Origin of the sequence: Nonomuraea sp. NPDC049646, assembly GCF_044465525.1 — a bacterium.
Taxonomy (GTDB): Bacteria; Actinomycetota; Actinomycetes; order Streptosporangiales; family Streptosporangiaceae; genus Nonomuraea.
The window spans coordinates 169,680-194,954 of record NZ_JBITLU010000001.1 but is presented as its reverse complement, the minus strand read 5'-3'; the positions used below and the strand labels follow the sequence as shown (position 1 = coordinate 194,954).

21 protein-coding genes and 1 riboswitch are annotated in these 25,275 nt (G+C 72.2%); of the genes, 7 read left to right on the top strand and 14 right to left on the bottom strand.

What is annotated here, in order from left to right:
* Window positions 1-33: 33 nt before the first annotated feature.
* The 3 genes from ACIBQ8_RS00885 to ACIBQ8_RS00875 all read right to left on the bottom strand — a co-directional run bounded on the left by ACIBQ8_RS00885 (window position 34) and on the right by ACIBQ8_RS00875 (window position 3,545).
* Window positions 34-1,374, bottom strand: a complete 1,341-nt coding sequence (locus ACIBQ8_RS00885) for an extracellular solute-binding protein (protein WP_358293029.1) — start codon at window positions 1,372-1,374, stop codon at window positions 34-36.
* Between the two features lie 407 nt (window positions 1,375-1,781).
* The gene (locus ACIBQ8_RS00880; protein ID WP_397190618.1) at window positions 1,782-3,062 is read right to left on the bottom strand and encodes an RNA polymerase sigma factor; all 1,281 of its coding nucleotides are present in this window, start codon (window positions 3,060-3,062) and stop codon (window positions 1,782-1,784) included.
* 45 nt (window positions 3,063-3,107) lie between these two features.
* Entirely contained in the window at window positions 3,108-3,545 is a 438-nt protein-coding gene (locus tag ACIBQ8_RS00875) for a YciI family protein (protein ID WP_397190617.1), read from the bottom strand.
* A 154-nt stretch (window positions 3,546-3,699) separates the two neighbouring features.
* On the opposite strand from ACIBQ8_RS00875, the gene ACIBQ8_RS00870 reads away from it, so the two are divergent.
* Window positions 3,700-4,518, top strand: a complete 819-nt coding sequence (locus ACIBQ8_RS00870; RefSeq protein WP_397190616.1) for a class I SAM-dependent methyltransferase — start codon at window positions 3,700-3,702, stop codon at window positions 4,516-4,518.
* Window positions 4,519-4,571: 53 nt separating this feature from the next.
* Here ACIBQ8_RS00870 and ACIBQ8_RS00865 read toward each other — a convergent pair whose 3' ends face one another.
* The 3 genes from ACIBQ8_RS00865 to ACIBQ8_RS00855 form a co-directional block, all read right to left on the bottom strand.
* On the bottom strand, window positions 4,572-5,267 hold the full coding sequence (locus tag ACIBQ8_RS00865; RefSeq protein ID WP_397167921.1) for a CHAP domain-containing protein: 696 nt from the start codon (window positions 5,265-5,267) through the stop codon (window positions 4,572-4,574).
* Window positions 5,268-5,279: 12 nt separating this feature from the next.
* Window positions 5,280-5,417, bottom strand: a riboswitch (cyclic di-AMP (ydaO/yuaA leader).
* 117 nt (window positions 5,418-5,534) lie between these two features.
* Window positions 5,535-6,488: a Gfo/Idh/MocA family protein gene (locus ACIBQ8_RS00860; protein ID WP_397190615.1), complete on the bottom strand. Its 954-nt coding sequence runs from the start codon at window positions 6,486-6,488 to the stop codon at window positions 5,535-5,537.
* 19 nt (window positions 6,489-6,507) lie between these two features.
* Window positions 6,508-7,329 (bottom strand): aldo/keto reductase, encoded by an 822-nt coding sequence (locus tag ACIBQ8_RS00855; protein WP_397167918.1) that lies wholly within the window; start codon window positions 7,327-7,329, stop codon window positions 6,508-6,510.
* A gap of 97 nt (window positions 7,330-7,426) precedes the next feature.
* Here ACIBQ8_RS00855 and ACIBQ8_RS00850 point away from each other — a divergent pair, with 97 nt between their 5' ends.
* Together ACIBQ8_RS00850 and ACIBQ8_RS00845 are read left to right on the top strand one after the other, a co-directional pair.
* Entirely contained in the window at window positions 7,427-8,371 is a 945-nt protein-coding gene (locus ACIBQ8_RS00850; RefSeq protein ID WP_397190614.1) for a hypothetical protein, read from the top strand.
* Entirely contained in the window at window positions 8,368-9,546 is a 1,179-nt protein-coding gene (locus tag ACIBQ8_RS00845) for a DUF6716 putative glycosyltransferase (protein WP_397190613.1), read from the top strand. The genes ACIBQ8_RS00850 and ACIBQ8_RS00845 overlap by 4 nt, the downstream gene beginning before the upstream one ends.
* Here ACIBQ8_RS00845 and ACIBQ8_RS00840 read toward each other — a convergent pair.
* The 5 genes from ACIBQ8_RS00840 to ACIBQ8_RS00820 form a co-directional block, all read right to left on the bottom strand.
* Complete coding sequence (locus tag ACIBQ8_RS00840) at window positions 9,530-10,765, bottom strand: polysialyltransferase family glycosyltransferase (protein ID WP_397190612.1); 1,236 nt, start codon at window positions 10,763-10,765, stop codon at window positions 9,530-9,532. The two genes, ACIBQ8_RS00845 and ACIBQ8_RS00840, sit on opposite strands and share 17 nt — an antisense overlap.
* Window positions 10,765-11,751 carry a glycosyltransferase family 2 protein gene (locus ACIBQ8_RS00835; protein WP_397190611.1) on the bottom strand — a complete coding sequence of 329 codons (987 nt, stop codon included), beginning with the start codon at window positions 11,749-11,751 and terminating at the stop codon, window positions 10,765-10,767. The genes ACIBQ8_RS00840 and ACIBQ8_RS00835 overlap by 1 nt, the downstream gene beginning before the upstream one ends.
* Window positions 11,752-11,754: 3 nt before the next feature.
* Window positions 11,755-13,791, bottom strand: coding sequence for an N-acetylneuraminate synthase family protein (locus ACIBQ8_RS00830; RefSeq protein ID WP_397167911.1), 2,037 nt, complete (start codon window positions 13,789-13,791; stop codon window positions 11,755-11,757).
* Window positions 13,792-13,864: 73 nt separating this feature from the next.
* Window positions 13,865-14,548 (bottom strand): response regulator, encoded by a 684-nt coding sequence (locus ACIBQ8_RS00825; protein WP_397167909.1) that lies wholly within the window; start codon window positions 14,546-14,548, stop codon window positions 13,865-13,867.
* Window positions 14,545-16,038 carry an ATP-binding protein gene (locus ACIBQ8_RS00820; RefSeq protein ID WP_397190610.1) on the bottom strand — a complete coding sequence of 498 codons (1,494 nt, stop codon included), beginning with the start codon at window positions 16,036-16,038 and terminating at the stop codon, window positions 14,545-14,547. Before ACIBQ8_RS00820 ends, ACIBQ8_RS00825 begins: the two co-directional genes overlap by 4 nt.
* 104 nt (window positions 16,039-16,142) lie before the next feature.
* Here ACIBQ8_RS00820 and ACIBQ8_RS00815 point away from each other — a divergent pair, with 104 nt between their 5' ends.
* A complete protein-coding gene (locus ACIBQ8_RS00815; protein WP_397167906.1) occupies window positions 16,143-17,471 on the top strand; it encodes a cation:dicarboxylate symporter family transporter in 1,329 nt (442 codons plus the stop codon).
* Between the two features lie 27 nt (window positions 17,472-17,498).
* On the opposite strand, the gene ACIBQ8_RS00810 is transcribed toward ACIBQ8_RS00815, so the two are convergent.
* The 3 genes from ACIBQ8_RS00810 to ACIBQ8_RS00800 all read right to left on the bottom strand — a co-directional run bounded on the left by ACIBQ8_RS00810 (window position 17,499) and on the right by ACIBQ8_RS00800 (window position 21,277).
* The gene (locus tag ACIBQ8_RS00810) at window positions 17,499-18,317 is read right to left on the bottom strand and encodes an SAM-dependent methyltransferase (protein WP_397167905.1); all 819 of its coding nucleotides are present in this window, start codon (window positions 18,315-18,317) and stop codon (window positions 17,499-17,501) included.
* Between the two features lie 47 nt (window positions 18,318-18,364).
* On the bottom strand, window positions 18,365-19,720 hold the full coding sequence (locus ACIBQ8_RS00805; protein ID WP_397167903.1) for a sensor histidine kinase: 1,356 nt from the start codon (window positions 19,718-19,720) through the stop codon (window positions 18,365-18,367).
* Window positions 19,721-19,783: 63 nt separating this feature from the next.
* On the bottom strand, window positions 19,784-21,277 hold the full coding sequence (locus tag ACIBQ8_RS00800; protein ID WP_397190609.1) for a glycoside hydrolase family 13 protein: 1,494 nt from the start codon (window positions 21,275-21,277) through the stop codon (window positions 19,784-19,786).
* 298 nt (window positions 21,278-21,575) lie between these two features.
* On the opposite strand from ACIBQ8_RS00800, the gene ACIBQ8_RS00795 reads away from it, so the two are divergent.
* The 3 genes from ACIBQ8_RS00795 to ACIBQ8_RS00785 are packed head-to-tail and all read left to right on the top strand — an operon-like array spanning window position 21,576 to window position 25,271.
* Window positions 21,576-22,865: an extracellular solute-binding protein gene (locus tag ACIBQ8_RS00795; protein ID WP_397190608.1), complete on the top strand. Its 1,290-nt coding sequence runs from the start codon at window positions 21,576-21,578 to the stop codon at window positions 22,863-22,865.
* A gap of 1 nt (window position 22,866) precedes the next feature.
* Window positions 22,867-24,435 (top strand): ABC transporter permease subunit, encoded by a 1,569-nt coding sequence (locus ACIBQ8_RS00790; protein ID WP_397190607.1) that lies wholly within the window; start codon window positions 22,867-22,869, stop codon window positions 24,433-24,435.
* Entirely contained in the window at window positions 24,432-25,271 is an 840-nt protein-coding gene (locus ACIBQ8_RS00785; RefSeq protein WP_397167896.1) for a sugar ABC transporter permease, read from the top strand. Before ACIBQ8_RS00790 ends, ACIBQ8_RS00785 begins: the two co-directional genes overlap by 4 nt.
* Window positions 25,272-25,275: the final 4 nt, after the last annotated feature.

Here is a 25,275-nt window from a genome sequence, read left to right as displayed (position 1 = left end):
CGGCCCGCCAGTCGCGGGCCGGGCGGAGCAAGATCAGCCCGCGGCCTTCACCGCGTCGTCGACCAGCTGCTGCCAGGCCTTGTCGTAGGCCACCGAGCCGTCGTCCATGCCCTGGATGACCGACTCGACCGCGTTCTTGACCTGCGCGTGCTTCACCCCGAGGAACACCGGCTGCAGGCTCTCCGCCGACTTGGCGAAGATCTCACCGATGGGGGCGTCGCTGAAGAACTCGTTCTTCGCGCCCTGCACGGCGGCGTCGGCCTGGGCCTTGCTGTTGCTCGGCATGTTGCCGAAGTCGGTGAAGATGCTCGCCTCGGTCTGCGCGCTGGTCAGGTAGTCGGCGACCTGCGCGGCCTCCTTCGGGTGCTTGGACTGCTTGGGCACGGCCACCCACGAGCCGCCCCAGTTGCCGCCGCCGCCGGGCACCGAGGCGACGTCCCACTTGCCCTTCATGCCGTCGCCGGCGTTGCCGGAGACCACGCCGAGCATCCAGGACGGGCAGCCGACCGTGGCGAAGGCGCCCTTCTGGGTGCCCGCCGCCCACTCGTCGGTGAAGTTGCGCAGCTTGGCCGTCAGGCCGGACTGGCTGAGCTTGGAGGCGAAGTCGAAGCCCGCCTTCACCGCCGGGTTCTTGTCGACGATGAGGTTGTTGTCCTTGTCGAAGTAGGCGACGTTGCCGTTCTTGGCCGCCTCCTGGTAGAGCACCACGTTGTAGAGCGTGTTGGTGCCGTCGGTGAACTTGGTGTCCTTCACCTTCGCCTGGAACTGCTGGCCGACCTTCATGAAGTCGTCCCACGTCGGCCACAGGGCGGCGACCTTCTCGCGGTCCGTGGGCAGCCCGGCCTTCTTGAACAGGTCCGTGCGGTAGCACAGGCTCATGCCGCCGATGTCGGTGCCGAGGCCGAAGATCTTGCCGTCGGCCGTCACGCCGTTCTCCCACTTCCAGGCGGGGTAGTCGGCCTTGCGGCCCTCAAGGCCGTACTCCTTCAGGTCGGCCCACCACTCGGGGTGCGCCTTGGCCAGGCCCATGCCGCCCTCGTCGATGCCGACGACGTCGCCCGCGCCGTTGCCGGACTGCAGCCACTGGATCATCTGGGGCCAGTACTGCTGCTCGAACTGGTCGGTCAGGTGCTCTTCCTTGATCTGGATGTCCTTGTGCTCGGCGTTCCACTTCTCGATGGCGTTCTTGTAGCCGAAGTTGGAGCCGCCGCCGAAGGTCTGCACCCGGATGGTGACGGGCTCGGCCGCCGCCGCGGAGGAGGCGGGAGAGTTGCCGGCGGCCGGCGTGTCGCCGCTGCCGCACGACGCGACGGTCAGCGCCGCCGCGGCCAGGGCTGAGGCCGCGGCCAGACCGCGACGCTTGCTGATCATCATGGGAGACCCCTTCTCGGGTGACTGATGGGAGGTGCACCGCGGCACGCGCTCCGCCGCGGTGGGAGTGTTTGGGAGCGCTCCCACAAAGGGTGCACTTACCGGCTGTGTCCGTCAATCCGCCGAAACGGAACCGTTACCAATCGTGCGTTTTGCCGCCCGTAATCAGGATTTAAGGGGATGAAGGGTGTGAAGAGCTGTTTGGGAGCGCTCCCACCTCAAGAGACATCTTTCGTGCCGCATCAAGGGCATGTCGCCCGGACCCTCCGGGCTTGCTCCCGGTCAGGCCGCGTTGTCACCGAGCGTGACGATCTGTTGGCACGTTCCAACACCGGGCTCACGGCGGCGCTTCCGGCGCGGCCAGGCGGCGCGGCGGGCGGCGCAGTGCCCCGCCCCTTCGGGGGCGGTGCTCAGCAGGCGGCGGCGCGTTCGCGTAGCAGGGCGCGTTCGCGGGAGTTGCGGGTCATCGAGGCCGCGCGTTCGAACTCGGCCCGCGCCTCGCCGCGCCGGCCCAGCTTGAAGAGCAGGTCGCCGCGGACGCTCGGCAGCAGGTGGTAACCCTTGAGCGCCGGCTCGTCCACGATCTGGTCGAGCAGTTGCAGGCCCACCGCCGGGCCGTAGGCCATCGACAGGGCCACCGCGCGGTTGAGCTCGACGACGGGGGAGCGGGCCAGGCGGGCCAGCGACTCGTACAGGCTCGCGATGCGCACCCAGTCGGTGTCGCCGGGGTCGAACGCGCGGGCGTGGCAGGCCGCGATCGCAGCTTGCAGCGTGTACGGCCCCACCGCGCCGCCCCGCTCGTCGGCCTGCTCGTCGGCCTGCTCGTCGGCCCGGTCCCGGGCCAGTTGCTCGGCCCGCGCCAGTGCCGCCAGCCCGCGCCCGATGAGCAGCCGGTCCCACCGGGTGCGGTCCTGCTCCAGCAGCAGCACCGGCTCCCCGGACGGCCCCACCCGGGCCGCCGCCCTGGACGCCTGGATCTCCATGAGCGCGACCAGCCCGTGCACCTCGGGTTCGGCGGGCATCAGCTCCGCCAGCACCCGGCCCAGCCGCAGCGCGTCCTCGCACAGGCCGGGCCGCATCCAGTCGTCGCCCGCGGTCGCCGAGTACCCCTCGTTGAAGATCAGGTAGATGACCTCCAGCACGGACGACAGGCGTCCGGCCAGCTCGGCGCCCTGCGGCACCTCGAACGGGACCCTCCGGTCGGCCAGGGTGCGCTTGGCCCGCACGATCCGCTGGGCGGCGGTCGGCTCGGGCACCAGGAACGCGCGGGCGATCTCCTCGGTGCTCAGGCCGCCGAGCACCCGCAGCGTCAGGGCCACCCGGGCCTCCATCGACAGCGCCGGATGGCAGGCGGTGAAGACCAGCCGCAGCAGGTCGTCCTCGATCTCGTCGGGCTCGGGCGGCTCACCGGCGGCCTCCAGCCGGTGGCCCAGCTCGGCCAGGTTGCGGGACATGCGCTCGTTCCTGCGGATCAGGTCGACGGCGCGGCGCTTGGACACCGTCATCAGCCAGGCGCCCGGGTTGCGGGGCACGCCCGATCCCGGCCACTGCTCCAGGGCCGCGACCAGCGCGTCCTGGGCCAGCTCCTCGGCCAGGCCGACGTCGCGCACCAGCCCGGCCAGGCCGGCGATGAGCCGGGGCGCCTCGATCCGCCAGACCGCCTCGATCGCCCGGTGGGTGTCGGAAGCCATCACCGGCTCATGACACCAGCACCGTCCGGGGGCCGCAAGCCGAGGTCAGCCCTCCTGCCCGTCCAGACGCCTGCGCATGGCCTTCTCCCGCTCGATCTCCGCCGGGTCGGACGAGGCCGCGTCGGGCGCGTCGGAGGCGTCGTAGACCCGCCACACGTCCAGGCCGATCCCGTCGGAGCCCTCCGGGACGGGCACGCGCATGGCCCATTCCAGAGCCTCCTCCCTGGACTTCACCTGGATCAGCCAGAACCCCGCGATCAGCTCCTTGGCCTCGGCGAACGGACCGTCGATCACCGTGGCCCGGCCGCTGCTGTAGGCGATCTGCGCGCCCTGCGAGCTCGGGTAGAGCCCTTCGGCGGCCAGCAGCACCCCCGCCTTGGCCAGCGCCTCGTTGTAGGCGTGCATGTTGTCGACGAGCTCCTGGCTGGGCAGCGCCCCGGCCTCGGTCTCCCCGTTGGCCTTGCCGACGATCATGAATTTCATCGTGCCGTCCCTTCCGTCCGCGGCCCCCGGGCGGAGCCGGCCTCGCCGAAGCGTCGAACGGGCGCCGGCCGGATCGACACGCGGGCGCGGACCGTCCGCCTCCAGGCACCGTACCGGTCGTGCGGCCGGGTGGCCGATGTGCCATCCTCGCCCCATGCACCAACCCGCACAAGACGCCCCCGTCCCCAACCGGGCCCTCTGGGACGAGCGCGCCCGCGTCCACGGCTCCACCTCCGCCGACCGGTTCTACGACGTCGACGCCTTCCTCGCCGGCCGGCAGACCCTCTACGCGCTCGAACGCCGCCTGGCCGGCGACGTCGCCGGCCTGGACCTGCTCCACCTCCAGTGCCACTTCGGCCTGGACACGCTGAGCTGGGCACGGCTGGGAGCGCGGGTGACCGGCGTCGACTTCTCCCCGGTGGCGGTCGCCCGCGCCCGCGACCTGGCGGACAGGGCCGGGCTGGCGGCCACGTTCGTGGAGGCCGACACGCAGCGGCTGCCGGAGTCGCTGGCCGGCGGCTTCGACCTGGCGGTGGCCACGTACGGCGTGCTGTGCTGGATCGGCGACCTGGACGCCTGGATGCGCGGCGCGGCCATGGCGCTGCGGCCCGGCGGGCGGCTGGTGCTGGTCGACCTGCATCCGGCCTACGAGACGGTGTCCTCGCTCGACCCGCTGGTGGCCGACTGGCCCTACGGCGGCGGCAAGGCCCACCGGGAGACGGTGACCGGCACGTACGCCGACGCCGCGGTGGTGACCGAGGCCCACGAGGCGGTCGAGTACCCGCACTCGGTGGGCGAGATCGTCACGGCGGCGGCGCGGGCCGGGTTCACGGTGGCCGAGCTGGGCGAGCACGTCGAGACGGAGATGGACCCGCGCGGCCTGCTGACCCAGGGCGCGGACGGCCGGTACCGGTTCCCGTTCGGGGACTCGCACCTGCCGATCCTGTACTCGCTGCTGGCGGTCCGGCCCTGAAGACGCGGCGAGCGCGCGTCCTCGTGCGGGACGCGCGCTCGGAGCGGGGGAGGTCAGCTCGCGTACTGGGGGTATCCGTAGCCGACGACCTGCGACTTCGGACGGACGCGCTCCTCGACCTTGCCGTTGCCGGTGTTGCCCTCGATCGTGGAGATCGTGCCGTCGCCGTTGTCCTTGACGACGAAGCCGACGTGCTGGATGGCGTCCAGGCTCTTGCTGCCGCCCCAGGAGAAGAAGACCACGGCTCCGGGCCTGGCCTCGGCTCCCCAGCGGTCGTTGGCGGCGAACCACTTGGCGTGGGCCACGGTCCAGGCGTCCCAGCCGACCTGCGGGCGGGCGCCGGTGTGCTCGCCGACCCAGGAGACGAAGATCGAGCACCAGGGGGCGTTCAGGTACATCGCGCGGGTGCCGCCGTCGCGGGCGATGGTCTCGGCGGCGCGCTGGGAGTCGGCGTACCACTTCTGGAACTTGGTGCCGCCGCCGTAGGCGTTCTCGGAGGTGCCGACCTGGGCCTTGGCCATGGCCAGGACCTGCTGGGCGGTGACGTTGACCTGGGTCTCCTCCGCCTTGCGGGTCTGGGCGGCGGCCTGCGGCGCGACGGCCGAGTGGCCGGTCGCCGCCGCCGGGCCCGCGCTGTCGGCGGCCGCGGCGGTGGCGTGGGCGCCGATGGCGGAGGCGAGGATGGCCGCGCCGAGCGCGGCGTGGGCGTAGGTGATCTTCGGGGCACGGATGGGACGGTGCTTGGCCATCGAGGGCATTACTCCTTGCTTCCATGCCGCTTACCGGGTTAGCTGACGGGTTCGGACGTGGAAGCTGCCCTACGGCACCGAAGTGCCGATTCACCCCAAAGGACGTGGGTCCCCGGTTCCGCCCGGAGGCGGATTCAGCGGTCACAGGACGATCCTGTGAAATGTCTTGCGATGGTTGGACAAAGCCGGACAAACCGGACGTCTGCCGCGAGATGCCCCACAAGGTAATACATCGGGCAAGAGTGTGGCAAATGCCTAAAGGTCCAGCTAGGAGAGTTGTGCCCGTGCTTCGGCCAGAAGCCCCATCATGGCAAGGGATTCGTCAAGCGGCATGATCGCGCTCTCGGTGCGGCCCTCGATCGTGGCCGCGCGCACCTCGCGCAGCTCGCCCGCGTACCCGTTGTCGGCCGGGTCGAGCACCAGCTCCTCCGTCTCCATCGACGGCCCCGACAGCAGCACCCGCCGTGGCGCCCAGAACGGCGCCGCGATGTCGGCCCGCATCGACGTGCCCACCACGCTCGCGTCGTTGGCGTGATGGGCCAGCAGCGAGACGTCCACCAGGGCCCGCCGCCCGTCCGGGTACAGCAGCAGCCCGCCGGCCTCGGCGTCGACCCCGCTGGGCGCCAGCGAGCCGGCCATCCGCAGCTCCGCGGGCATGCCGAGCAGCAGCTGCGCCAGCCCGAACGGGTAGATCCCCAGGTCGAGCAGGGCTCCGCCGCCCAGCTCCGGCGCCCACAGCCGGTGGGCGGGGTCGTAGGGCAGCGCGAAGCCGAACGAGGCCCGCACCGACCGGATCTCACCGAAGCGCGGATCGGCCGCCACCCGCTGGATGAGCGGGTTGAAGCGCATCCACATCGCCTCCATGAGAAAGACCCCGGCCGCGCGGGCCAGCGCCACCATGCGCTCGGCGTCGGCCACGTCGGCCGCCAGCGGCTTCTCGCACAGCACGGACTTGCCCGCCGCGATGGCCGCCTCGGCCACCTCCAGGTGCTGGGCGTGCGGCGTGGCGACGTAGATCGCGTCGACGGCCGGATCGGCGCACAGGGCCTCGTAGGAGCCGTAGGCCGACTCCGCGCCCAGCTCGTCGGCCAGCGCCCGCGCCCTGAGCGGGCTCCGCGAGCCGACGGCGGCCACCCGCATGCCGGGCTCGGCCACGATGGCCGCCCCCACGGTACGCGCGATGCCGCCGGTCGCCGCTATTCCCCAGGTGAAATCTCGCACGACCGAGATCGTAGAGCGCTCAGGTCAGGTTGAACGAGTCGGGGTCGGGCCCGATCCGCCGCCCCGCGTTCATCGCGCCGATGGCCGCCATGTCCTCGGTGTCGAGGATGAAGTCGAACACGTCGATGTTCTCCTCGATCCGCGACGGCGTGACCGACTTGGGGATCACCACGTTGCCGAGCTGGAGGTGCCAGCGCAGCACGATCTGGGCGGGCGTCTTGCCGTACTTCTCCGACAGCACGCGCAGCGCCGGGTCGGCCAGCAGCCCCTTGCCCTGCCCGAGCGGGCTCCACGCCTCGGTCAGGATGCCGTTGGCCTCGTGGAAGGCGCGCATCTCGCGCTGCTGGAAGTACGGGTGCAGCTCGATCTGGTTGATCGACGGCGTGATGTCGGTCTCCTCCATCAGCCGGGTCAGGGTGGCGATCGTGAAGTTGGAGACCCCGATGGCCTTGGCCCGGCCGTCCCGGTAGATCTTCTCCAGCGCCCGCCAGGCCTGCACGTACCTGTCCTGCTGCGGGACCGGCCAGTGGATCAGGAAAAGATCTACGTAGTCGAGGCCCAGGCGGGCCAGGCTCTCGTCGAAGGCCTGCTCGGCGCGCCCGTGATCGCCGTTCCACAGCTTGGTGGTGACGAACACCTTCTCCCGCGGCACCCCGGCGGCGCGCACGGCCCGGCCGACGCCCTCCTCGTTCTCGTAGGCGGCGGCGGTGTCGACGTGCCGGTATCCGGCGCGCAGCGCGGTGGTCACCGCGTGCTCGGCGTCGTCGGCAGGGACCTGCCAGACGCCGAAGCCGAGCTGTGGTATCTGCACACCGTCGGTGTTGAGCATCAGCGAGTTCATACCCTCCATTGTTCACGTGTCGTTTCTTGCGGCTTAAGCAGGCCGGGCTACCTTGAGGCGGGTCGTGCAAGGCCATCCACCGGCTGGGGGAAACAGAGTGGTCAGACAGGCGTCGGCCTGGGTGGAGTCTCCGCTCCAGATGCTGTGCGCCGTCGAGGCCCACCATGCCGGGCTGCTCGGCCCGGACACCGTGGTCGTGCCGCGCGCCGGCCTGCGTCCGCTGCGCGCCACCCGCAAGGAGCTGCGCCGCCTCGACCTGCCCGCCGGCCTGGTGCTGGACGAGCCGCGCGAGCGCATGCCGCGCCGCGTCCAGGCCGTGGGCGACGCGTTCTCCGGCAAGGTCCAGATGCGCTGGCTGACCTCCGACCCCGGCCGCATCGTCGTCGTGGACGACGGCCTGGCCACGCTCAGGCTGCTCGAACTGCTGGCCGCCGGGCCGTTCCGGCCGCTGCTGCGGGCGCGGGCGACTCCGTCGCGGGCGCGCGCCCTGCTCGGCCTGGCCGCCGCGCTGCGGCTGCGGCTGAGCCGGGTGTCGGTCTTCACCGCCCTGCCCGTCCCCGACGAGCTGGCCGCCGCCGTCCGGGGGGCGGGCGTCGACCTCGTCCGCCACGACTTCGCCTGGCTGCGCGCCCAGCCGCCGAGCGCCCAGGGGCCCGCCGAGCGCACGGTCGTCCTCGGCACGTCCCTGGTCCGCAACGGCCTGGTCCACCGCGACCACTACCTGCGCTGGCTGACCGACCTGGCCGGGCGCGAGCCGCTGGCCTACTACCCGCACCGCCGCGAGGACCCCGTCGACTTGGCGCTGATCGGCGAACGTCCCGGCATCACCGTGCACGACGCGGGCGTGCCGGCCGAGCTGACGCTGCGCGGCCTCGACGCCGGGCAGCGGGTGCTCAGCCTGCCCTCGACCGCGATCACCTCGCTGCGGGTGCTGCTCGGCCCGCGCGGCGTCGAGGTCGAGCCGGTGGACGTTCCCGACGACTGGTGGACGAGCAGGGCGGCCCCCGGCCTGCGATCGCATTTGACAGGAGCTTCCAGGTGAGGGTGCTGGCGGTAGCCGACTCCGACTCGTATCTGAAGTGGGCGGCCTGCCTGCTCGACGACCTGCCCGCGGGCTGCGAGAGCGAGCTGGCGGTGGTGCGCACCCCGATCGCGCCCTCGCCGGAGCAGATCGCGGCGGCGGTGGGCGGGCGCGCGGCGCCCCCGGTGCTGTCGGCGCGCTCGCTGCGCCGCCTGGCCGAGCGCACCCGGCCCGACGCGATCCTGGTGGGCTGCACGGGCCCGGTCGTGGACGTCCTTGTGGCCGACGTGCTGGCCGGGCTGCGGCCGGACGGCCGGGCACGGCCGGTGTTCGTCAGCGGGCTGCCCGGCATCTCGGTGCCGGCCACGGAGAAGGCGTGGCTGTTCCGCAGCGGCTGCGACCTGTTCGTGGTGCACAGCGAGCGCGAGGTGGCCGAGTTCTCCGAGATCGCCGGCCGGCTCGGCGGGGGAGGGGCGGTCGGGCTGGCCCGGCTGCCGTTCCTGCGGCCCGGCGCGGCGTCCGGCGGCGGCGACCGGGTCGTGTTCGCCACCCAGGCCAAGGTGCCGCGGGCGCGGGAGGAGCGCGAGCGGGTGCTGACGGCGCTGGCCGAGCTGGCCGCCCGCCGGCCCGGCCTGGAGGTCGTGGTCAAGCTGCGCGCCCTGGAGCACGAGCGCCAGACCCACAACGAACGCCACCACTACCAGCGGCTGTGGCGCGAGATGGGCGAGCCCGGCAGGCTGACGTTCGCGGCCGGGTCGATGCACGAGCAGCTCTCTCGGGCGGCCGGGTTCGTCACGGTCAGCTCGACGGCCGCGCTGGAGGCCGTCGCCATGGGCGTGCCGTCGCTGGTGCTGAGCGACTTCGGCGTCAGCGCCGAGATGATCAACCTGGTCTTCGAGGGCAGCGGCCTGCTCGGCACGCTCGACGACCTGGCCCTGGGCGACTTCCGCACGGCCGAGCCGCGCTGGTGCGAGGCCAACTACTTCCACCCGGCCGGCCGCGACGACTGGGCGGCCCTGCTGACCGGCCTGGCCGCGGACGGGACGCGCCCGCCCGCCCGCTCCCTGCTGGACGGCCCCGAGCACGCCGCGGCCCGCCGCCGGGCCAGGTTGCGGGTGGAGGTGCCGCCCACGATGCTGCGGGCGGGCTACCGGGCCAAGCGGCGGGTGCGCCGCTACCTCAGATCGCTGACCTGATCCTCCTGCGCAGCCTGGACAGCGCCGAGGGCGGCTCGGCCAGCCCCAGCGTCTCCAGGCGCTTGCGCTTGAAGTAGCGCCCGTCGAACGCGACGCTCGACGGGCGCAGCCCGGGATAGGCGTCGGCCTGCATGCAGTAGCCGACCGCGCGCACCAGCGCGGGCAGGTCCGTGCGCGGCGGCTCGTCGATCACGCCGTCGGGGTTCAGCCGGGGCAGCAGCGCGTCCACGATCGTGGCCGGCACCCGGTTGCTGTTCTCGTACGGCGTGAGCCGGTCCAGCACCAGGCCGGTGCCGAAGGAGGCGACCGGCAGGCCGAAGTAGCGCCGGGCGGTCACCAGGCCGGTGGAGAAGCAGCCCACGACCAGCTCGGGCCGCTGCGTCGCGAAGCACACCTCGGCCGGCACGCTCTCCCCGGCCACCGTCAGCCGCACACCCAGCGGCCCGGCCGCCGCGCGCAGCAGTTGCGCGTGCCGGCGTCCGGCGGCCGGATGCGGCTTGAACACCACGTCGGTGCAGCCGCGGGCGGCCAGCGCGCGCAGCATCGAGGCGTGCAGCCCGGCCTCCTCCTCCGGCGTGACGATCTCCAGCGCCGACAGGTACTGGCCGAGGACGACCGCCTGCCCGGCGCGCAGGTCCGGCGCGGTGGCGGCCACCTCGTCCACGACCGCGAGGAAGCGCTCCTGCGGCAGCACCACGGGCGGCACGCCGTACTCGCTGAGCAGCAGCGGGGTCAGGCCGGGCACCAGGTCCAGGTGGAGCAGCCGCTCGATGCGGCGGGAGATCTCCGCGGGCAGCGGGTCGCGGGTCGGCCCGTAGCTCATCAGGCCGTCGGAGTAGACGGTGATCGGGCAGTCGCGCACCAGGCCGGCGATCGTGCGCGCGGGCGGCACCGCGATCGACTCCAGCACCAGCTCCTCGACGCCGTCCAGGGCCAGGTGGGAGCGGATCAGCCGCTCGAACATCGGCACCTCGATGACCCGCGCCCGCCAGTCGGAGGGGTGCAGCGGGGCGATCAGCTCGTTCCAGGAGTGCACCTCGTCGAAGCGCGAGCGCAGGGCGGCGAAGCCGGGCGTGCCGTCGAGCGGCACCGACACCTCGGGGATCGCCGCGTTGTTCGACACGATCAGCACGCGCCGGCCCGCGCCGAAGCGGCCGTCGTCGATGGCCGCGGCCAGCGACATCGCGCCGAACAGCGTCGAGGCGTAGAAGACCTTCATCAGGAGTCCTCCCGATCCCGGCGGATCCGGACGTGGGGGCTGGGGGGAATGTCGGGCACCAGGGCGCGCAGCACGGCCTCCCGCTCGACGGCCATCCGCGACACGGCGTCGGCCACCAGGGCGGGCGGCAGGCCGCGGACCATCTGCGCGCCCCGCTCCTCGAACCGGGCGCGCAGCGCGGGCGTGAAGCGGCCCGCGAGCTCCAGATGGTGGGCCAGCAGCGCGCAGAAGTTGCGCGCCGCCTTGGGCAGGAACTCCGGCTCCAGGTCCTTGAAGACCAGCTCGAAGGCGTCGAAGAAGTGCAGCTGCCGCTCGTCGCCGACCTGCGTCAGCGACCCGGACACCAGCCGCCGGTAGAACACCCCGGCCAGCGGCACCACCGCGAACGTGGCCGCCTCCCGGTGCAGCCGCCAGATCCACGGCCGGTCCTCGGCGGTGTGCAGCGAGCCGGGGAAGTGCAGCAGGTCCCGCAGCGAACGCCGGTAGACCCCGGCCCACGCGTACGGGTAGTCCACCATGGTCCGCTCCCCGGCCGGCAGGATCGCCGAGCGGGGGTCGAGCACGACGCCGCGGCGCGACAGCGGGGCCCGGTGCACCACCCGCTTGCGCCCCTCCACCTGGACGTGGTCGACGCGCACGAAGTCGCAGCCGAGCCCGTCGATGGCCGCCACCAGCCCGGCCAGGTAGCCGGGCGCCAGCCAGTCGTCGCCGTCCATGAACGTGACGAACCGCCCCGAGGCGGCCGACAGCCCGGTGTTGCGGGCGTCGGCCAGCCCCACGGGGGCGGGGTTGCGCAGCACGGCCAGGCCGGGCAGGTCGCGGGCGAAGTCGGCGACGATGTCCGGGGTGGCGTCCACGGAGCCGTCGTCCACGACGATGAACTCGAAGTCGTGCCGGGCGTTGCGGGCCAGCGAGGTGAGCGCGTCGGCGATGAAGCGCTCACCGTCACGCACCGGCACGACGACGGAGAGAGTGGTCGGCGTCATGACTCAGACGGTCACCCGGCGCAGCCGGGCCTTGGGCGCCTCCTCGCCGGGGAAGACGCGCTTGACGCCGTCGCCCATGGCCTGCTCGATGATGCGGATGTCGCGGACGAGGTGCTCCAGCCCCGACGGCTCCAGCGAGGCGGCGTGGTCGGAGCCCCACATGGTGCGGTCGAGCGTGATGTGCCGCTCGACGCAGACCGCGCCCAGGGTGACCGCCGCCAGGGAGATCTGCAGGCCGCGCTCGTGCCCGGAGTAGCCGACCGGCACGCCGTAGCGCTCCTTGAGCGTGGTGATCGTGCGCAGGTTGGCCTCCTCCGGCGGCAGCGGGTACGTGGAGGTGGCGTGCATCATGATCAGCCGGTCGGTGCCGAGGATCTCGACCGCCTGGTCGATCTCCGACAGCGTGGACATGCCGGTGGACAGGATGAGCGGCTTGCCGGTGGCCGCCAGGGCGCGCAGCAGCTCGTGGTCGGCGACGCTGGCCGAGGCGATCTTGTGCGTCAGCACGTCCATGTCTTCCAGGAACTCCACGGACGGCACGTCCCACGGCGAGGCGAACCAGTGCAGGCCGCGCTCGTCGCAGTACTTCGCGATCTGCCGGTACTCGTCGTGGCCGAACTCGGTGCGCTCCTTGTACTCCAGGTACGTCATCTCGCCCCACGGCGTCTGCCTGATCTGGCCCTTCTGCTCCTCGGGCACGCAGATCGCGGGGGTGCGCTTCTGGAACTTGACCGCCTGGCAGCCGGCGTCGGCCGCCACGTCGATGAGCCGGCGGGCGAGGTCGAGGTCGCCGTTGTGGTTGATGCCGATCTCGCCGATCACGTACACCGGCTCGCCGTCGCCGACCAGCACGTCGCCGATCGCGACCGGGCCGAGCCGCGGCCGGGCCTTGGCCTCGGCGACCGGCGGCTCGGGCCGGGCGGCCACCACCAGGTCGCACAGCTCGCGCACCGCGCCCGAGCCGCCGGGCCTGGTCAGCACCACGCGGGCGGCGGCGCGCACGCGCGGGTGCGCGTCGGGGGTGGCGATCGGCCAGCCGACCTCGGCCATCGGGCCCAGGTCGTTGACGTCGTTGCCGACGTAGGCCACGCGCGCCGGGTCCAGGCCCTCGATGGCCAGCCAGTCGCGCAGCACGATGCGCTTCTCGGCCAGGCCCTGCAGCACGGGCACGCCCAGCTTGCGGGCGCGGGCGGCCACGACCGGGTTCTGCTCGGTGGACATCACCAGCACCTTGACCCCGGCGCGGCGCAGCAGCGAGACGCCCATCCCGTCCGAGCGGCTGACCAGGACCATCTCCCGGCCGTCGGAGTCGATGTAGGCGCGGTCGTCGGTGTGCACGCCGTCGAAGTCGGTGATGACCGCGTCCACGTCGATCGGCTCGGGCTTGTCGATGAACGGCGCCAGGGCGCGCACCAGCTCCAGGTCCTCGGGGTCGTCGACCTCGATGGCGTGCTGCGGCGGCACCGGCTGCACGGCGACCTCGCCGAAGAAGCGGTGGCCGTGCTCGCGCAGGCCGGCGGTGCGCATGACGTAGAAGGCGCCGTTCTCGCGGAACTGCGGCTCGCGGTCCTGCCTGCGCTGCCGTACGGCGGGGTCGTGGTTGACGCCCGCGCCCGCGGCCGTCCACAGGAACTCGTGCGTCGGCAGCCCGGACACGACCGAGTCGGCCTCGCCGTCCAGGACCTTGCGCACGGCCGCCGACAGGTCCTCGGGGTCGATGAACGCGCTGGTGCACTGCACCAGGACGACCACGTCCGGGTCCGCGCCGAGCGCGTCCAGGGCGTGCAGCACGGCCGACTCGCTGGAGGCGGTCGCGCCGCTCAGCTCCTCGGGCCGCTCCACCACGGTCGCCCCCGCCGCGCGGGCGGTCTCGGCGATCTGCGGGTGGTCGGTGCTGACCACGACCTGGTCGACGAGCTCGGCCCGCAGGCACGCCCGTACCGCTCGGGTGACCAGCGGGACGCCCCCGACCAGGGCGAGGTTCTTCAGGGGTACGCCCGCCGAACCTCCGCGGGCGGGAACAACGGCCAGGACTCGCAAGTGACTTCTCCTCAGTGCATCGGATCGCACCCAGAAGCTAAGGGCCCGGATTGAACGGGCAGCGTCACCGCCATTAACTTTCCATGGGGATCCGGTAGAGCAACTCTGGCCGGCCCACCCCGCCGTACTGCGGCACGCGCACCGCCGTCCCCAGCTCGACCAGGTGTTCCAGGTAGCGGCGGGCGGTCACCCGCGACACCCCGACGGCCTGCGCCACGCTCTGCGCGGTGCTGCCGCCGGGCCGCTCGCGCAGCCGCGCCGACACGGCGTCGAGGGTGTCGCGGGCCAGCCCTTTGGGCAGCTCGGAGCTGCCGCGCAGGGTGCCGAGCACCCGGTCGACGTCGCCCTGGGCGACGATCACGCCGGTGTCCTGCCTGAACCGGGCGTAACGCGCCAGCTTCTCGGCCAGGGTCGCGTAGGTGAACGGCTTGAGAAGGTACTGGGAGACGCCCAGCGACACCGCCGAGCGCACCGTCGCCAGGTCGCGCGCCGAGGTGACGGCGATGACGTCGCACAGCAGCCCGCCGGCCCGCACCGCGCGGCACACCTCCAGGCCGTGCATGTCGGGCAGGTACAGGTCGAGCAGGATGAGGTCGACGGGCCGGCCGCGCAGGAACCGCAGGGCCTCGCCGCCCGACCGCGCCACCCCGGCCACCTCGAAGCCGGCCACGCGCTCGACGTAGACCCGGTTGGCCTCGGCGGTGATCTCCTCGTCCTCCACGATCAGCACGGACACCGCCGCACCCGGCCGGTTCATCGGACCCGCTCCGGGACCGGCAGCCGCACCGTGAACGCCGACCCGGTCACCTCGATCGTGCCGCCCAGCCGCCGCACCGCCTGCCCGACCAGCGCCAGCCCGAGCCCGTGGCCGTCGCCCTTGGTGGTCCAGCCCTTCGCGAACGCCTCCGGCGCGGTCAGCCCGGGCCCGTCGTCGGCGACCCTGATCACCACCCCGTCCGGGTCCGCGCTCAGCCGCACCTCGACCCTGGTGGCGGCGTCGAGGGCGTTGTCGATCAGGTTGCCGACGATCGTCACCAGGTCGCGCGGGTCCAGGCCCAGGTCGTCGAGGTCGCTGTCGGGCGTGAGCACCAGCTCGCCGCCGCGTTCGGCCGCCTCGGCGCTCTTGCCGAGCAGCAGCGCGGCCAGCACCGGCTCGCGCACCGCGCCCACCACCCGGTCGGTCAGCTCCTGCGCCGCGCGCAGCTCGGCCGTGCCCAGCGCGACGGCCTGCTCGGTGCGTCCCAGCTCGACCAGCGTGATCACGGTGTGCAGCCGGTTGGCGGCCTCGTGCGCGGCCGAGCGCAGCGAGTCGGCGAAGCCGCGTTCGGCGTCGAGCTGCCCGGCCAGCGCCTGCAGCTCGGTGTGGTCGCGTACGGTCACCACCGTGCCCAGCCGGCTGGCCGCGCCGTTGACGGCCAGCACCCGGTCGCCGGCCAGGTGCACGCGCTCCTCGCGGCCCTCCAGCAGCGCCGACAGGCCCAGCTCGGCCACGTGCCGGCCCTCGGCGTCCGGCGGCAGGTCCAGGAGCTGCCGGGCGGCGTCGTTGCAGAGCGTCAGCGTGCCGTCGGCGCCGACCAGCAGCAGGCCCTCCCTTACGGCGTGCAGGACGGCGTCGTGGTGGTCGTGGATGCGGCCCAGCTCCACCGGGCCGAGCCCGTGGGTCTGGCGGCGCAGCCGTACGGTGACCAGCCACGTCCCGGCCGCGCCGAGGCCGAGCGCGAGGGCGGCGACCAGGCCGCTCCAGGCGACCTGGTCGCGCAGCCGGGCGCTGATCCGGTCGATCGTGATGCCCGAGCTGACCAGGGCCCGGACCCGGCCGCCGGACCACACGGGCGTCACGGCCCGCTTGGAGGGGCCGAGCGTGCCGGTGTAGGTCTCGACGAACGTCTGGCCGGCCAGGGCCCGCCCGGTGTGGCCGAGGAAGCGCCGGCCGATCTCGGCCGGGTTCGGATGGGTGTAGCGGGTGCCGTCCGGCTTCATGATGGTGACGAAGTCGACGCCGGTCTCCTTGCGCACCCGTTCGGCGTACGGCTGCAGGGCCAGGGTCGGCTCGGGGCCGTCGAGGGCGGCGGCCACGCCCGGCGCGGCGGCCACGCTGACCGCCACGGCCCTGGCCGTGGCGCCCGCCTCCTCGGTGAGCAGGCGGTGAGCCTGCACCAGCGCGAGCACCGCGCAGCCGGTCACGGCGACCGCGACCACGACCAGTTGCAGGACCAGCATCTGGCCCGCCAGGCTCCAGCGGCGCATGAGCCCCCCTTGCGTGAACGAAACTTACTCAATCGTGACGTGGGTCACAGCGAGCCGCATAGTCGCACGACCAGCCCCTTTTTCCAAAGCGGTGGAGACCCCTCATGCGTGATCGCACTCGTTATCTGTACCTGGCCGTCATCGTGGCGGTCCTGCTCGGCATCCTGGTCGGGTTCGTCTGGCCGGAGGCGGGCAAGGAGCTCAAGCCCCTCGGCACCGGGTTCGTGGCGCTGATCAAGATGCTGATCAGCCCCATCATCTTCTGCACGATCGTGCTCGGCATCGGCTCGGTGCGCCAGGCCGCCAAGGTCGGCAAGGTCGGCGGCCTCGCGCTCGGCTACTTCATGGTGATGTCCACCGTGGCCCTGGTCATCGGCCTGCTGGTCGGCAACGTCATCGACCCCGGCTCCGGGCTGCACCTGACCGACGCCGCCCGGCAGGCCGCCGAGGCCGAGGCGGCCAAGGGCGAGGCCACCGGCGGGGTCGACTTCCTGCTCGGCATCATCCCCGTCACGCTGGTGTCGGCCTTCACCGAGGGCTCGGTCCTGCAGACGCTGCTGGTGGCGCTGCTGGCCGGGTTCGCGCTGCAGGCCATGGGCGAGCGGGGAGCGCCGATCCTGCGCGGCGTGGAGCACGTCCAGCGGCTGGTGTTCCGCATCCTGGCCATGGTCATGTGGGCCGCGCCGGTCGGCGCGTTCGGGGCCATCGCGGCCGTGGTCGGCGCCACCGGCATCGAGGCGCTCAAGAGCCTGGCCATCATCATGATCGCCTTCTACGTCACCTGCCTGCTGTTCGTGGGCGTGGTGCTGGGCGCGCTGCTGTGGCTGGTGGCCCGGGTCAACCTGTGGTCGCTGCTGCGCTACCTCGGCCGGGAGTTCCTGCTGATCCTGTCCACGTCGTCGTCGGAGACCGCGCTGCCGCGGCTGATCGCGAAGATGGAGCACCTCGGCGTGAGCCGGACGGTGGCCGGCATCACCGTGCCGACCGGCTACTCCTTCAACCTGGACGGCACCGCCATCTACCTCACCATGGCCACGCTGTTCATCGCCTCGGCCACCGGCGCGCCGCTGCAGGTCGGCGAGCAGGTCTCGCTGCTGCTGTTCATGATGGTCGCCTCCAAGGGCGCCGCGGGCGTGACCGGGGCGGGCCTGGCCACGCTCGCCGGCGGCCTGCAGTCGCACCGCCCCGAGCTGGTGGACGGCGTCGGCCTCATCGTCGGCATCGACCGGTTCATGTCCGAGGCCAGGGCGCTGACCAACTTCGCGGGCAACGCCGTGGCCACCGTCGTGGTCGGCACCTGGACGGGCGACTTCGACCGCGGGCGGGCCGCCGAGGTGCTGGCCGGGCGGGCACCGTTCGACGAGTCCACGCTGATCGACGAGGAGGACGACCGCCCCGAGCCGGAGCCGGAGCGGGCGGCCGCGCGCGTCTAGGGTTGCCGGCTCCCGGCGCTCGCAGCTCTAGGGTTTGCGGCCGATGCCGGCGTACCCCATGCGGGCGAAGTCGTCGTCGTAGAAGGGCGGGCTCTCGGGGTCGGTGAACGGGAAACCGAGCTCCGGCCCCTTGCCCGTGGCCAGACCGGGCGGGATCAGCTCGAAGTCGCCGAAGAAGGCGGCGATCTCCTTGCCCGGCCGCGGGCAGAACGGCGCGTTGGCCCGCCGGTAGAACTGGCTGACGCGGGCCACGCGCTCCGGCGCGTGGTCGGTGCCGACGTGCGAGAGGGCCAGGTAGCTGCCGGGCGCGAGCGCGTCGCGGTAGGCGGCCACGAAGCCCTGCGGGTCGTCGGTGTCGGGGATCAGGTGCAGCAGGAACATCATGAGCACGGCGACGGGCCTGCCGAAGTCCAGCAGCCCGCGCACCTCGGGGCTGTCCAGCACCTCCCGCGGGCGCCGGACGTCGCCGTGCAGCATGGCCACCTGCCCGGGGCCGGCCAGCAGGGCCCGCCCGTGGGCGGCCACCACCGGGTCGCTGTCCACGTAGACCACGCGGGCCTGCGGCGCGTACCGCAGCGCCACCTCGTGCACGTTCTCGGCGGCCGGCAAACCGGAGCCCAGGTCGAGGAACTGGGTGACGCCCTGCTCGCACAGGTACCGCACCACCCGGCCGATCAGCAGCCGGTTCTCCCGCGTGCCGTCCCTGACCTCCGGCATCGCGCGCAGCACCAGTTCGGCCAGCTCGCGGTCGGCCGGGAAATTGTTCTTGCCGCCCAGGAAGTAGTCGTACATGCGCGCGGTGTTGGGGATGTGAGGATCCACGCCCTGGGGGACTTCTTGCGTCATGAGGGCATGATCCACTAACCGGCTGCCGGAAATCTACGCTTTCGACATCAGATGGCCGGAAGCCGCAGGACGAACCGCGCCCCGCCCGGACGGTCCTCCACGCGCACGCTGCCCCGGTGGGCCATCGCCACGTCCCTGGCGATGGCCAGGCCGAGCCCGGTGCCGCCGGAGTCGCGGCTGCGGGCGGCGTCGAGGCGGGTGAACCGCTCGAAGATGCGCTCGCGGTCGGCCTCGCGGATCTCCTGGCCGTCGTTCTCCACCGCCAGCACGGCGGTGCCGCCCCTGGCCGGGCCCGCCTCCCTGGTGACCACGACCCGCACCATGGTCTCGGCGTGCCGCTGGGCGTTGTCCAGCAGGTTCGTCAGCACCCGGGCCAGTTGCAGGCGCACGCCCTCGACCACCACGCCCTCGGTCAGCTCCAGCCGGGTGGGCAGCTTGTCGCTGCGCACGGCCAGCTCCTGCCGGACGAGCTGGGCCAGGTCCACCGGCTCCCTGGCCACGTCCACCCGGGAGCCGATCCGGGCCAGCAGGAGCAGGTCGGTGATGATCGCCTCCAGCCGGTCGGTGTCCCGCAGGGCGCTGTCCACCAGCGCCTCGACGTCGGTGTCCTCCGGGTAGAGCTGGGCGCTCTCCAGCTGGGCGCGCAGCCCGGCGATCGGGGTGCGCAGCTCGTGGGAGGCGTCGGAGGCGAACTGGCGCTGCTGCAGCGCGGAACGTTCCAATCGGGCCAGCGTGTTGTTGACGGCCTTGGCCAGCATGGCGACCTCGTCCTCGCCGCCCGGCTGGGTGACCCGGTGGCTCAGGTCGCCGGCGCTGACCGCGTCCAGCTCGGCGCGCATGGTCGCCACCGGGCGCAGCGCGCGGCCGGTGACCAGCCAGGTCGCCCAGGCGGTGAGCGCGATCAGCACCGCCACCTGGGAGAACACGATCACCTCCAGCGTCTGCGAGGCCAGCACCTCCGGGGTGCTGCGGCCGGCGTAGACGATGGGGGAGTCCTCCGACATGCCGGCCTTGACCGCCGACAGGTGCACGCACTCGGTCGGCAGGCAGTTGGTGGTGTTGACCACCCGGCTCTCGGCGGTGGGCCGCACGTCGCTGAGCGGCGGCAGGTTCCTGGCCGCGTCGCTGCTGGCCAGGACGCGGCCGTCGGTGCCGACGATCTGGATCAGGTCGATGGACGGGTTGGGCACCGGGATCGTGGCGCCCTGCGGCAGGCCGCCCGCGCGCATCTCGGAGGCCACCCGCTCGGCGGTGTCGCGCGTGTCCCGGTAGACGCCGGCCGTCACCAGGGAACGCGAGACGATGCACCCGGCGATGCCCACGGGGATCAGCACGAGGGCGGCTACGGCCGTCGCGATGAGGGTGACGCGTCCGCGCAGGGAGCGGGCCCACAGGGGTGGCACTCCCCGAGACTACTAACCGTCATTGCCGCCAAATGCCGCGTCAAGGGAAAGGTTCCCCCAACCTCAACGCTGGATCCACACGGTGGTGTCCGGCGGGACCGAGCCGTCGGCCGCCAGCGGGCCGCTGGCCAGCAGCACCGTGCCGGGCACGACCGGGGCGACCGGGTGCTCGCCGGTGTTCAGCATCACGACCAGGCCCGGGTCGCGCTGGACGGCCAGCACGTCCTCGGGGGCCTCCAGCCAGTGCAGCGTGCCGCCGCCGAGCGCCGGGTGCTGCCTGCGCAGCCGGAGCGCGGCCCGGTAGAGGTTGAGCGTGGAGTCCGGGTCGTGCTCCTGGGCCTCGGCCGACAGCCGCGTCCACGACGGCGGGATCGGCAGCCACGGGTCGCGCCAGCCGCAGCCCGGCTCGCTCGTCCACGGGATCGGCACCCGGCAGCCGTCGCGGCTCTCGCCGGTGCGCCGGAAGGCCGGGTCCTGGCGCAGCTCGTCGGGCAGGTCGAGGACCTCGGGCAGGCCCAGCTCCTCGCCGTTGTAGAGGTAGGCCGAGCCGGGCAGGGCCAGCATGAGCAGCGTCGCCGCGCGGGCGCGGGCCAGGCCGCCGTGCCGGGTGACGTGGCGCGGCTTGTCGTGGTTGGACAGCACCCACGTGGTGGGCGCGCCGACCAGCTCGGCCTCCGCCAGCGACTTCTCGATCACCGTGCGGAACGACTTGGCGTGGAAGTCGGCCATCATGAACTCGAAGTTGAACGCCTGGTGCAGCTCGTCCGGCCCGACGTAACGGGCCAGCCGCTCGGGCGAGGACACCCACGCCTCGGCGACGGCCATCCGGCCGCCGGGGTAGGAGTCGAGGATCGGCCGCCACTCCCGGTAGATGTCGTGCACGCCGTCCTGGTCGAAGTAGGGCACCTGCTCGTCGCCCAGCATCTCGGCCTGGCGGCCCTCCTTCGGGCCCACGTCGGGCAGTCCCTCAGCCTTGACCATGCCGTGGGCCACGTCCACGCGGAAGCCGTCCACGCCCCGGTCCAGCCAGAAGCGCAGGACGTCGCGGAACTCCGCGCGCACCTCGGGGTTGTCCCAGTTGAGGTCGGGCTGCTCGGGCGCGAACAGGTGCAGGTACCACTGGCCGTCCTCGACCTGGGTCCAGGCCGGGCCGCCGAAGATCGACTCCCAGTCGTTGGGCCGGTCGCGGAAGATGTAACGGTCGCGCAGCCCGGCCTGGAACCAGGGGTGCCGGTCCGAGGAGTGGTTGGGGACCAGGTCCACGATCACCCGGATGCCGCGGTCGTGGGCGTCGGCGACCAGGGCGTCGAAGTCGGCCAGCGTGCCGAACATCGGGTCCACGTCCCGGTAGTCGGCCACGTCGTAGCCGCCGTCGGCCATGGGGGAGGTGTAGAAGGGGCTCAGCCAGATCGCGTCCACGCCCAGCCCGGCGAGGTGGCCCAGGCGTTCCCGCACGCCCTTCAGGTCGCCGGTGCCGTCGCCGTCGGCGTCGGCGAAGCTCCGGGGGTAGACCTGGTACACGACGGCGTCCCGCCACCAGTCGTCGTTGCCGAGCATGGCTTTCCTTCCCCCGATGTCCGTGATGTCTGGTGCAGGATGTCGCGCGTCCTTGCGACAGGTCAAGTGCAAGTTTCGGAAAGTTGCAGATTTCCCGTACGGCCGTTATCGAAGGTGCGGCGAGGTCAGCGCGTCGCGGGTCGGATGTGGTTCCGGTAACGCTCTTTCGCAAGTTCTTCCAATTCTTGCAAAGAGCCGCTAACGTCCCGGAAACGTAAGCCGTGAACAGCGGCGGAAAACGATCTTCGGCGGCGGCGCACGCAGGCGTCGCCGCTCCTCCATGACCTCGGGAGGTCTCATGCGTGTACGGGTCCTGGGAGTGGCCGCCCTCTCCACCCTCGCGTTCGCCGCTACGGCTTGTGGTGACTCCGGCTCGACCGCCCCGTCGGCGCAGCCCAGCGGCTCGGCCTCGGCCTCGGCCTCGGCCTCGGCTCCGGCCCCGGCGGCCGGCGGCACGCTGGTCATCTGGGCCGACCCGAGCCGGGTCAAGCCGCTCAAGCCCTTCGCCGACCGGTTCGGCAGCGAGAACGGCGTGACCGTCGAGGTGAAGGAGATCAGCAAGGACAACCAGATGACCTTCCTGACCGCCTCCCAGCAGGGCAGCGGCCCGGACATCATGATCGGCGCGCACGACTGGATCGGCAACCTCGTCCAGAACGGCGCCATCGACCCCGTCACGCTGACCGACGAGCAGAAGGCGGCCTTCTCCGAGATCGCCATCAAGGCGGTCACCTTCAACGGCCAGGTGTACGGCGCCCCGTACGCGGTGGAGAACATCGCCCTGATCCGCAACACCGAGCTCGCCCCGGACGCCCCCGCCACGCTCGACGAGATGATCGACAAGGGCAAGGAGCTGAAGAAGGCCGGCAAGGTCAAGGAGGTGCTCTGCCTGCCCGTCGGCGTCAAGGGCGACGCCTTCCACGCCTACCCGCTGTTCGCCTCCGCCGGCGGCGCGCTGTTCGGCCAGACCGCCTCCGGCGACCCCGACCCCAAGCAGGTGCTGCTCGGCTCCGAGGGCTCGGTCAAGGCGTTCGGCAAGCTGAAGGAGCTCGGCGAGAAGGGTGACGGCGCGCTCAAGACGTCGGTCACCAACGAGAACTACATCGTCAACTTCGCCGCCGGCAAGTGCGCCTACCTGATCTCCGGCCCGTGGGCCATGAGCGAGGTCAAGAAGGGCGGCATCTCCTACGACATCACGCCCGTCCCGGCGTTCAAGGACGGCAAGCCGGCCACGCCGTTCGTCGGCGTCCAGTCGTTCTTCGTGGCGGCCAAGGGCAAGAGCAAGGCCCTGGCCCAGGAGTTCGTCGCCAACTACGTCACCAACAAGGACGTCGCCAAGGCCCTGTACGAGGCCGACCCGCGGCCCCCGGCGCTGACCGCCGCCCTCCAGGAGGTCCAGGCCGCCGACCCCGACGCCGCCAAGTTCATGGACGCCGGCAAGAGCGGCATGCCGATGCCCGCCATCCCCGAGATGGCCGCGATCTGGGAGCCGTTCGGCATCGCGGAGACGGCCGTGGTCAAGGGCGGCGACGCGGCCAAGGCCGCCGCGGCCGCGCAGAAGGCCATCGACGGCGCGCTCAAGAACTGACATGGCCCAGGACGTGCACGAGGCCGTGGGGACCGCCGTGTCCCCGCGGCCTCGCCGGGAGCTCACCACGGCGTTCGTGGTGAGCAGGATCGCGGTGCTGGCCGTGGCCGCGGCGGTCCTGCTCTACGCCGTTCCGCCGCTGGTCGCCGCGGAGTCGTGGGTCTCGCTCACGCTGCTGGGGCTGGCCGCCGCGGCCATCGCCTACCTCTACCTGACCCGCCGCTTCATCCCGGCCAAGTACCTCGTCCCCGGCACCGTCTTCCTGATCGCCTTCCAGGTGCTGCCCGTGCTCTACACGGTGACCACGGCGTTCACGAACTTCGGCGACGGGCACCGCGGCGACAAGGCCGAGGCCGTCACCGCCATCGAGACCGGCTCGGTCCGCCAGGCCCCCGGCTCGCCCGAGTACGGCCTGACCGCCGCCCTGCGCGGCGACGAGCTGGTGTTCCTGCTGGTCGACCCCACGACCAAGCAGGTACGGCTGGGCACCGCCGAAGGGCTGACCCCGCTCGCCGGCGCCCAGGTCGGCCTCACCGGCAAGGTCCTGTCGGCCCCCGGCGTGACCGTGCTGAAGGCGCCCGAGGCGGCCGCCCGCGGCCAGGAGATCTCGGCGCTGTCCGTGCCGACGCCGGGCGGCGCGATCAAGGCCAACGGCCTCAGCCGGGCCGTGGAGGGCAAGGCCGCGCTGGTCTACGACGCCGCCTGCGACTGCGTCAAGGGCAACGGCGACACCTGGACGGCCGACGAGGCCCAGGGCTACTTCGTCAACGCCGAGGGCGAGCACCTGGCCCAGGGCTGGCAGACCAACGTCGGCCTGGACAACTTCGCCCGCGTGCTGACCAACCCCACCATCTCCGGCTACTTCGTCGGCGTGCTGGGCTGGAACCTGGTGTTCGCGCTGGCCTCCGTGGCCGGCACGTTCGGGCTCGGCATGGCGGTGGCGCTGGCGCTGCACCACCCGCGCATGCGCGGCACGAAGATCTACCGGATCGTGCTGATCCTGCCGTACGCGATGCCGGCCTTCGCCATGCTGCTGGTCTGGCGCGACATGTTCAACCGCGACTTCGGCCTGATCAACCAGTTCTTCGGGCTGAGCGTCGACTGGCTCGGCGAGCCCGTCACCGCCCGCTTCGCGGTCATCCTGGTCAACCTGTGGCTCGGCTTCCCGTACATGTTCCTGGTCACCACCGGCGCGCTGCAGGCGATCCCGCGCGAGCTGACCGAGGCGGCCTCCATCGACGGCGCCACGCCGTGGAAGGCGTTCCGCCGGGTGACGCTGCCGCTGCTGCTGGTCGCGCTGACGCCGTTGCTGATCTCGTCGTTCGCGTTCAACTTCAACAACTTCAACGCCATCGCGCTCACCACCGACGGGGGGCCGTTCCCGGCCGAGAGCCCGCAGGTGGGGGCCACCGACCTGCTGATCACCTACACCTTCCGGCTGGCGTTCGGCGCGGGCGGGGCGCAGTTCGGGTTCGCGGCCGCGATCTCGGTGTTCATCTTCACGATCGTGGCGGTCATCTCGGCCGTGGCCTTCCGCCGCACCCGCAAGCAGGAGGAGGTCTACGCATGAGGATCGCGCTCAGGCACGTGTTCGTGCTGGCGGTGTGCGCGTTCGCGCTGTTCCCGATCCTGTTCGTGGTCTCGGCCGCGATCAACCCCATGGGCACGCTGGCCTCCACCGACCTGCTGCCGTCGGGGGCGAGCCTGAACAACTTCGCCAACCTGCTCGCCTCCGACGACTATCCGTTCGGCCGGTGGTTCTTCAACTCGGTGTTCATCGCGCTGGTCTCGTCGTTCGCGAGCCTGCTGCTGTCGATGCTGGCCGCCTACGCCTTCAGCCGCATGCGCTTCACCGGCCGCCGGGTCGGGCTGCTGGCGCTGCTGCTCATCCAGATGTTCCCGCAGTTCCTGGCCATCGTGACGATCTTCATGATCTTCACCAGGGTGACCGAGCTGTACCCGGCGTTCGGCTTCAACACCGTCTGGGGCCTGCTGCTGCTCTACCTGGGCGGCGCGCTGGGCGTGAACACCTGGCTGATGAAGGGCTTCCTCGACACCGTGCCCAAGGAGCTCGACGAGGCCGCCACCGTGGACGGCGCCACCCACGCGCAGATCTTCTGGCGGATCATCATGCCGCTGGTCACGCCGATCCTCGCGGTCACCGCGCTGCTGGCCTTCATCGGCATCATGAGCGAGTTCCTCATGGCCAACGTGTTCCTGCGCGACCCCGAGAGCAAGACCCTGGCCGTCGGCATGTACGGCATGATCGCCGGCGACCACCGCAACGCCAACTTCGGCATGTTCGCCGCCGCGACGTTGCTCACCGCCGTACCCACGGTGAGCGTGTTCCTATGGCTGCAGAAGTACATCGTCTCCGGCCTGACGGCCGGGGCTGTCAAGGGATAGGTCC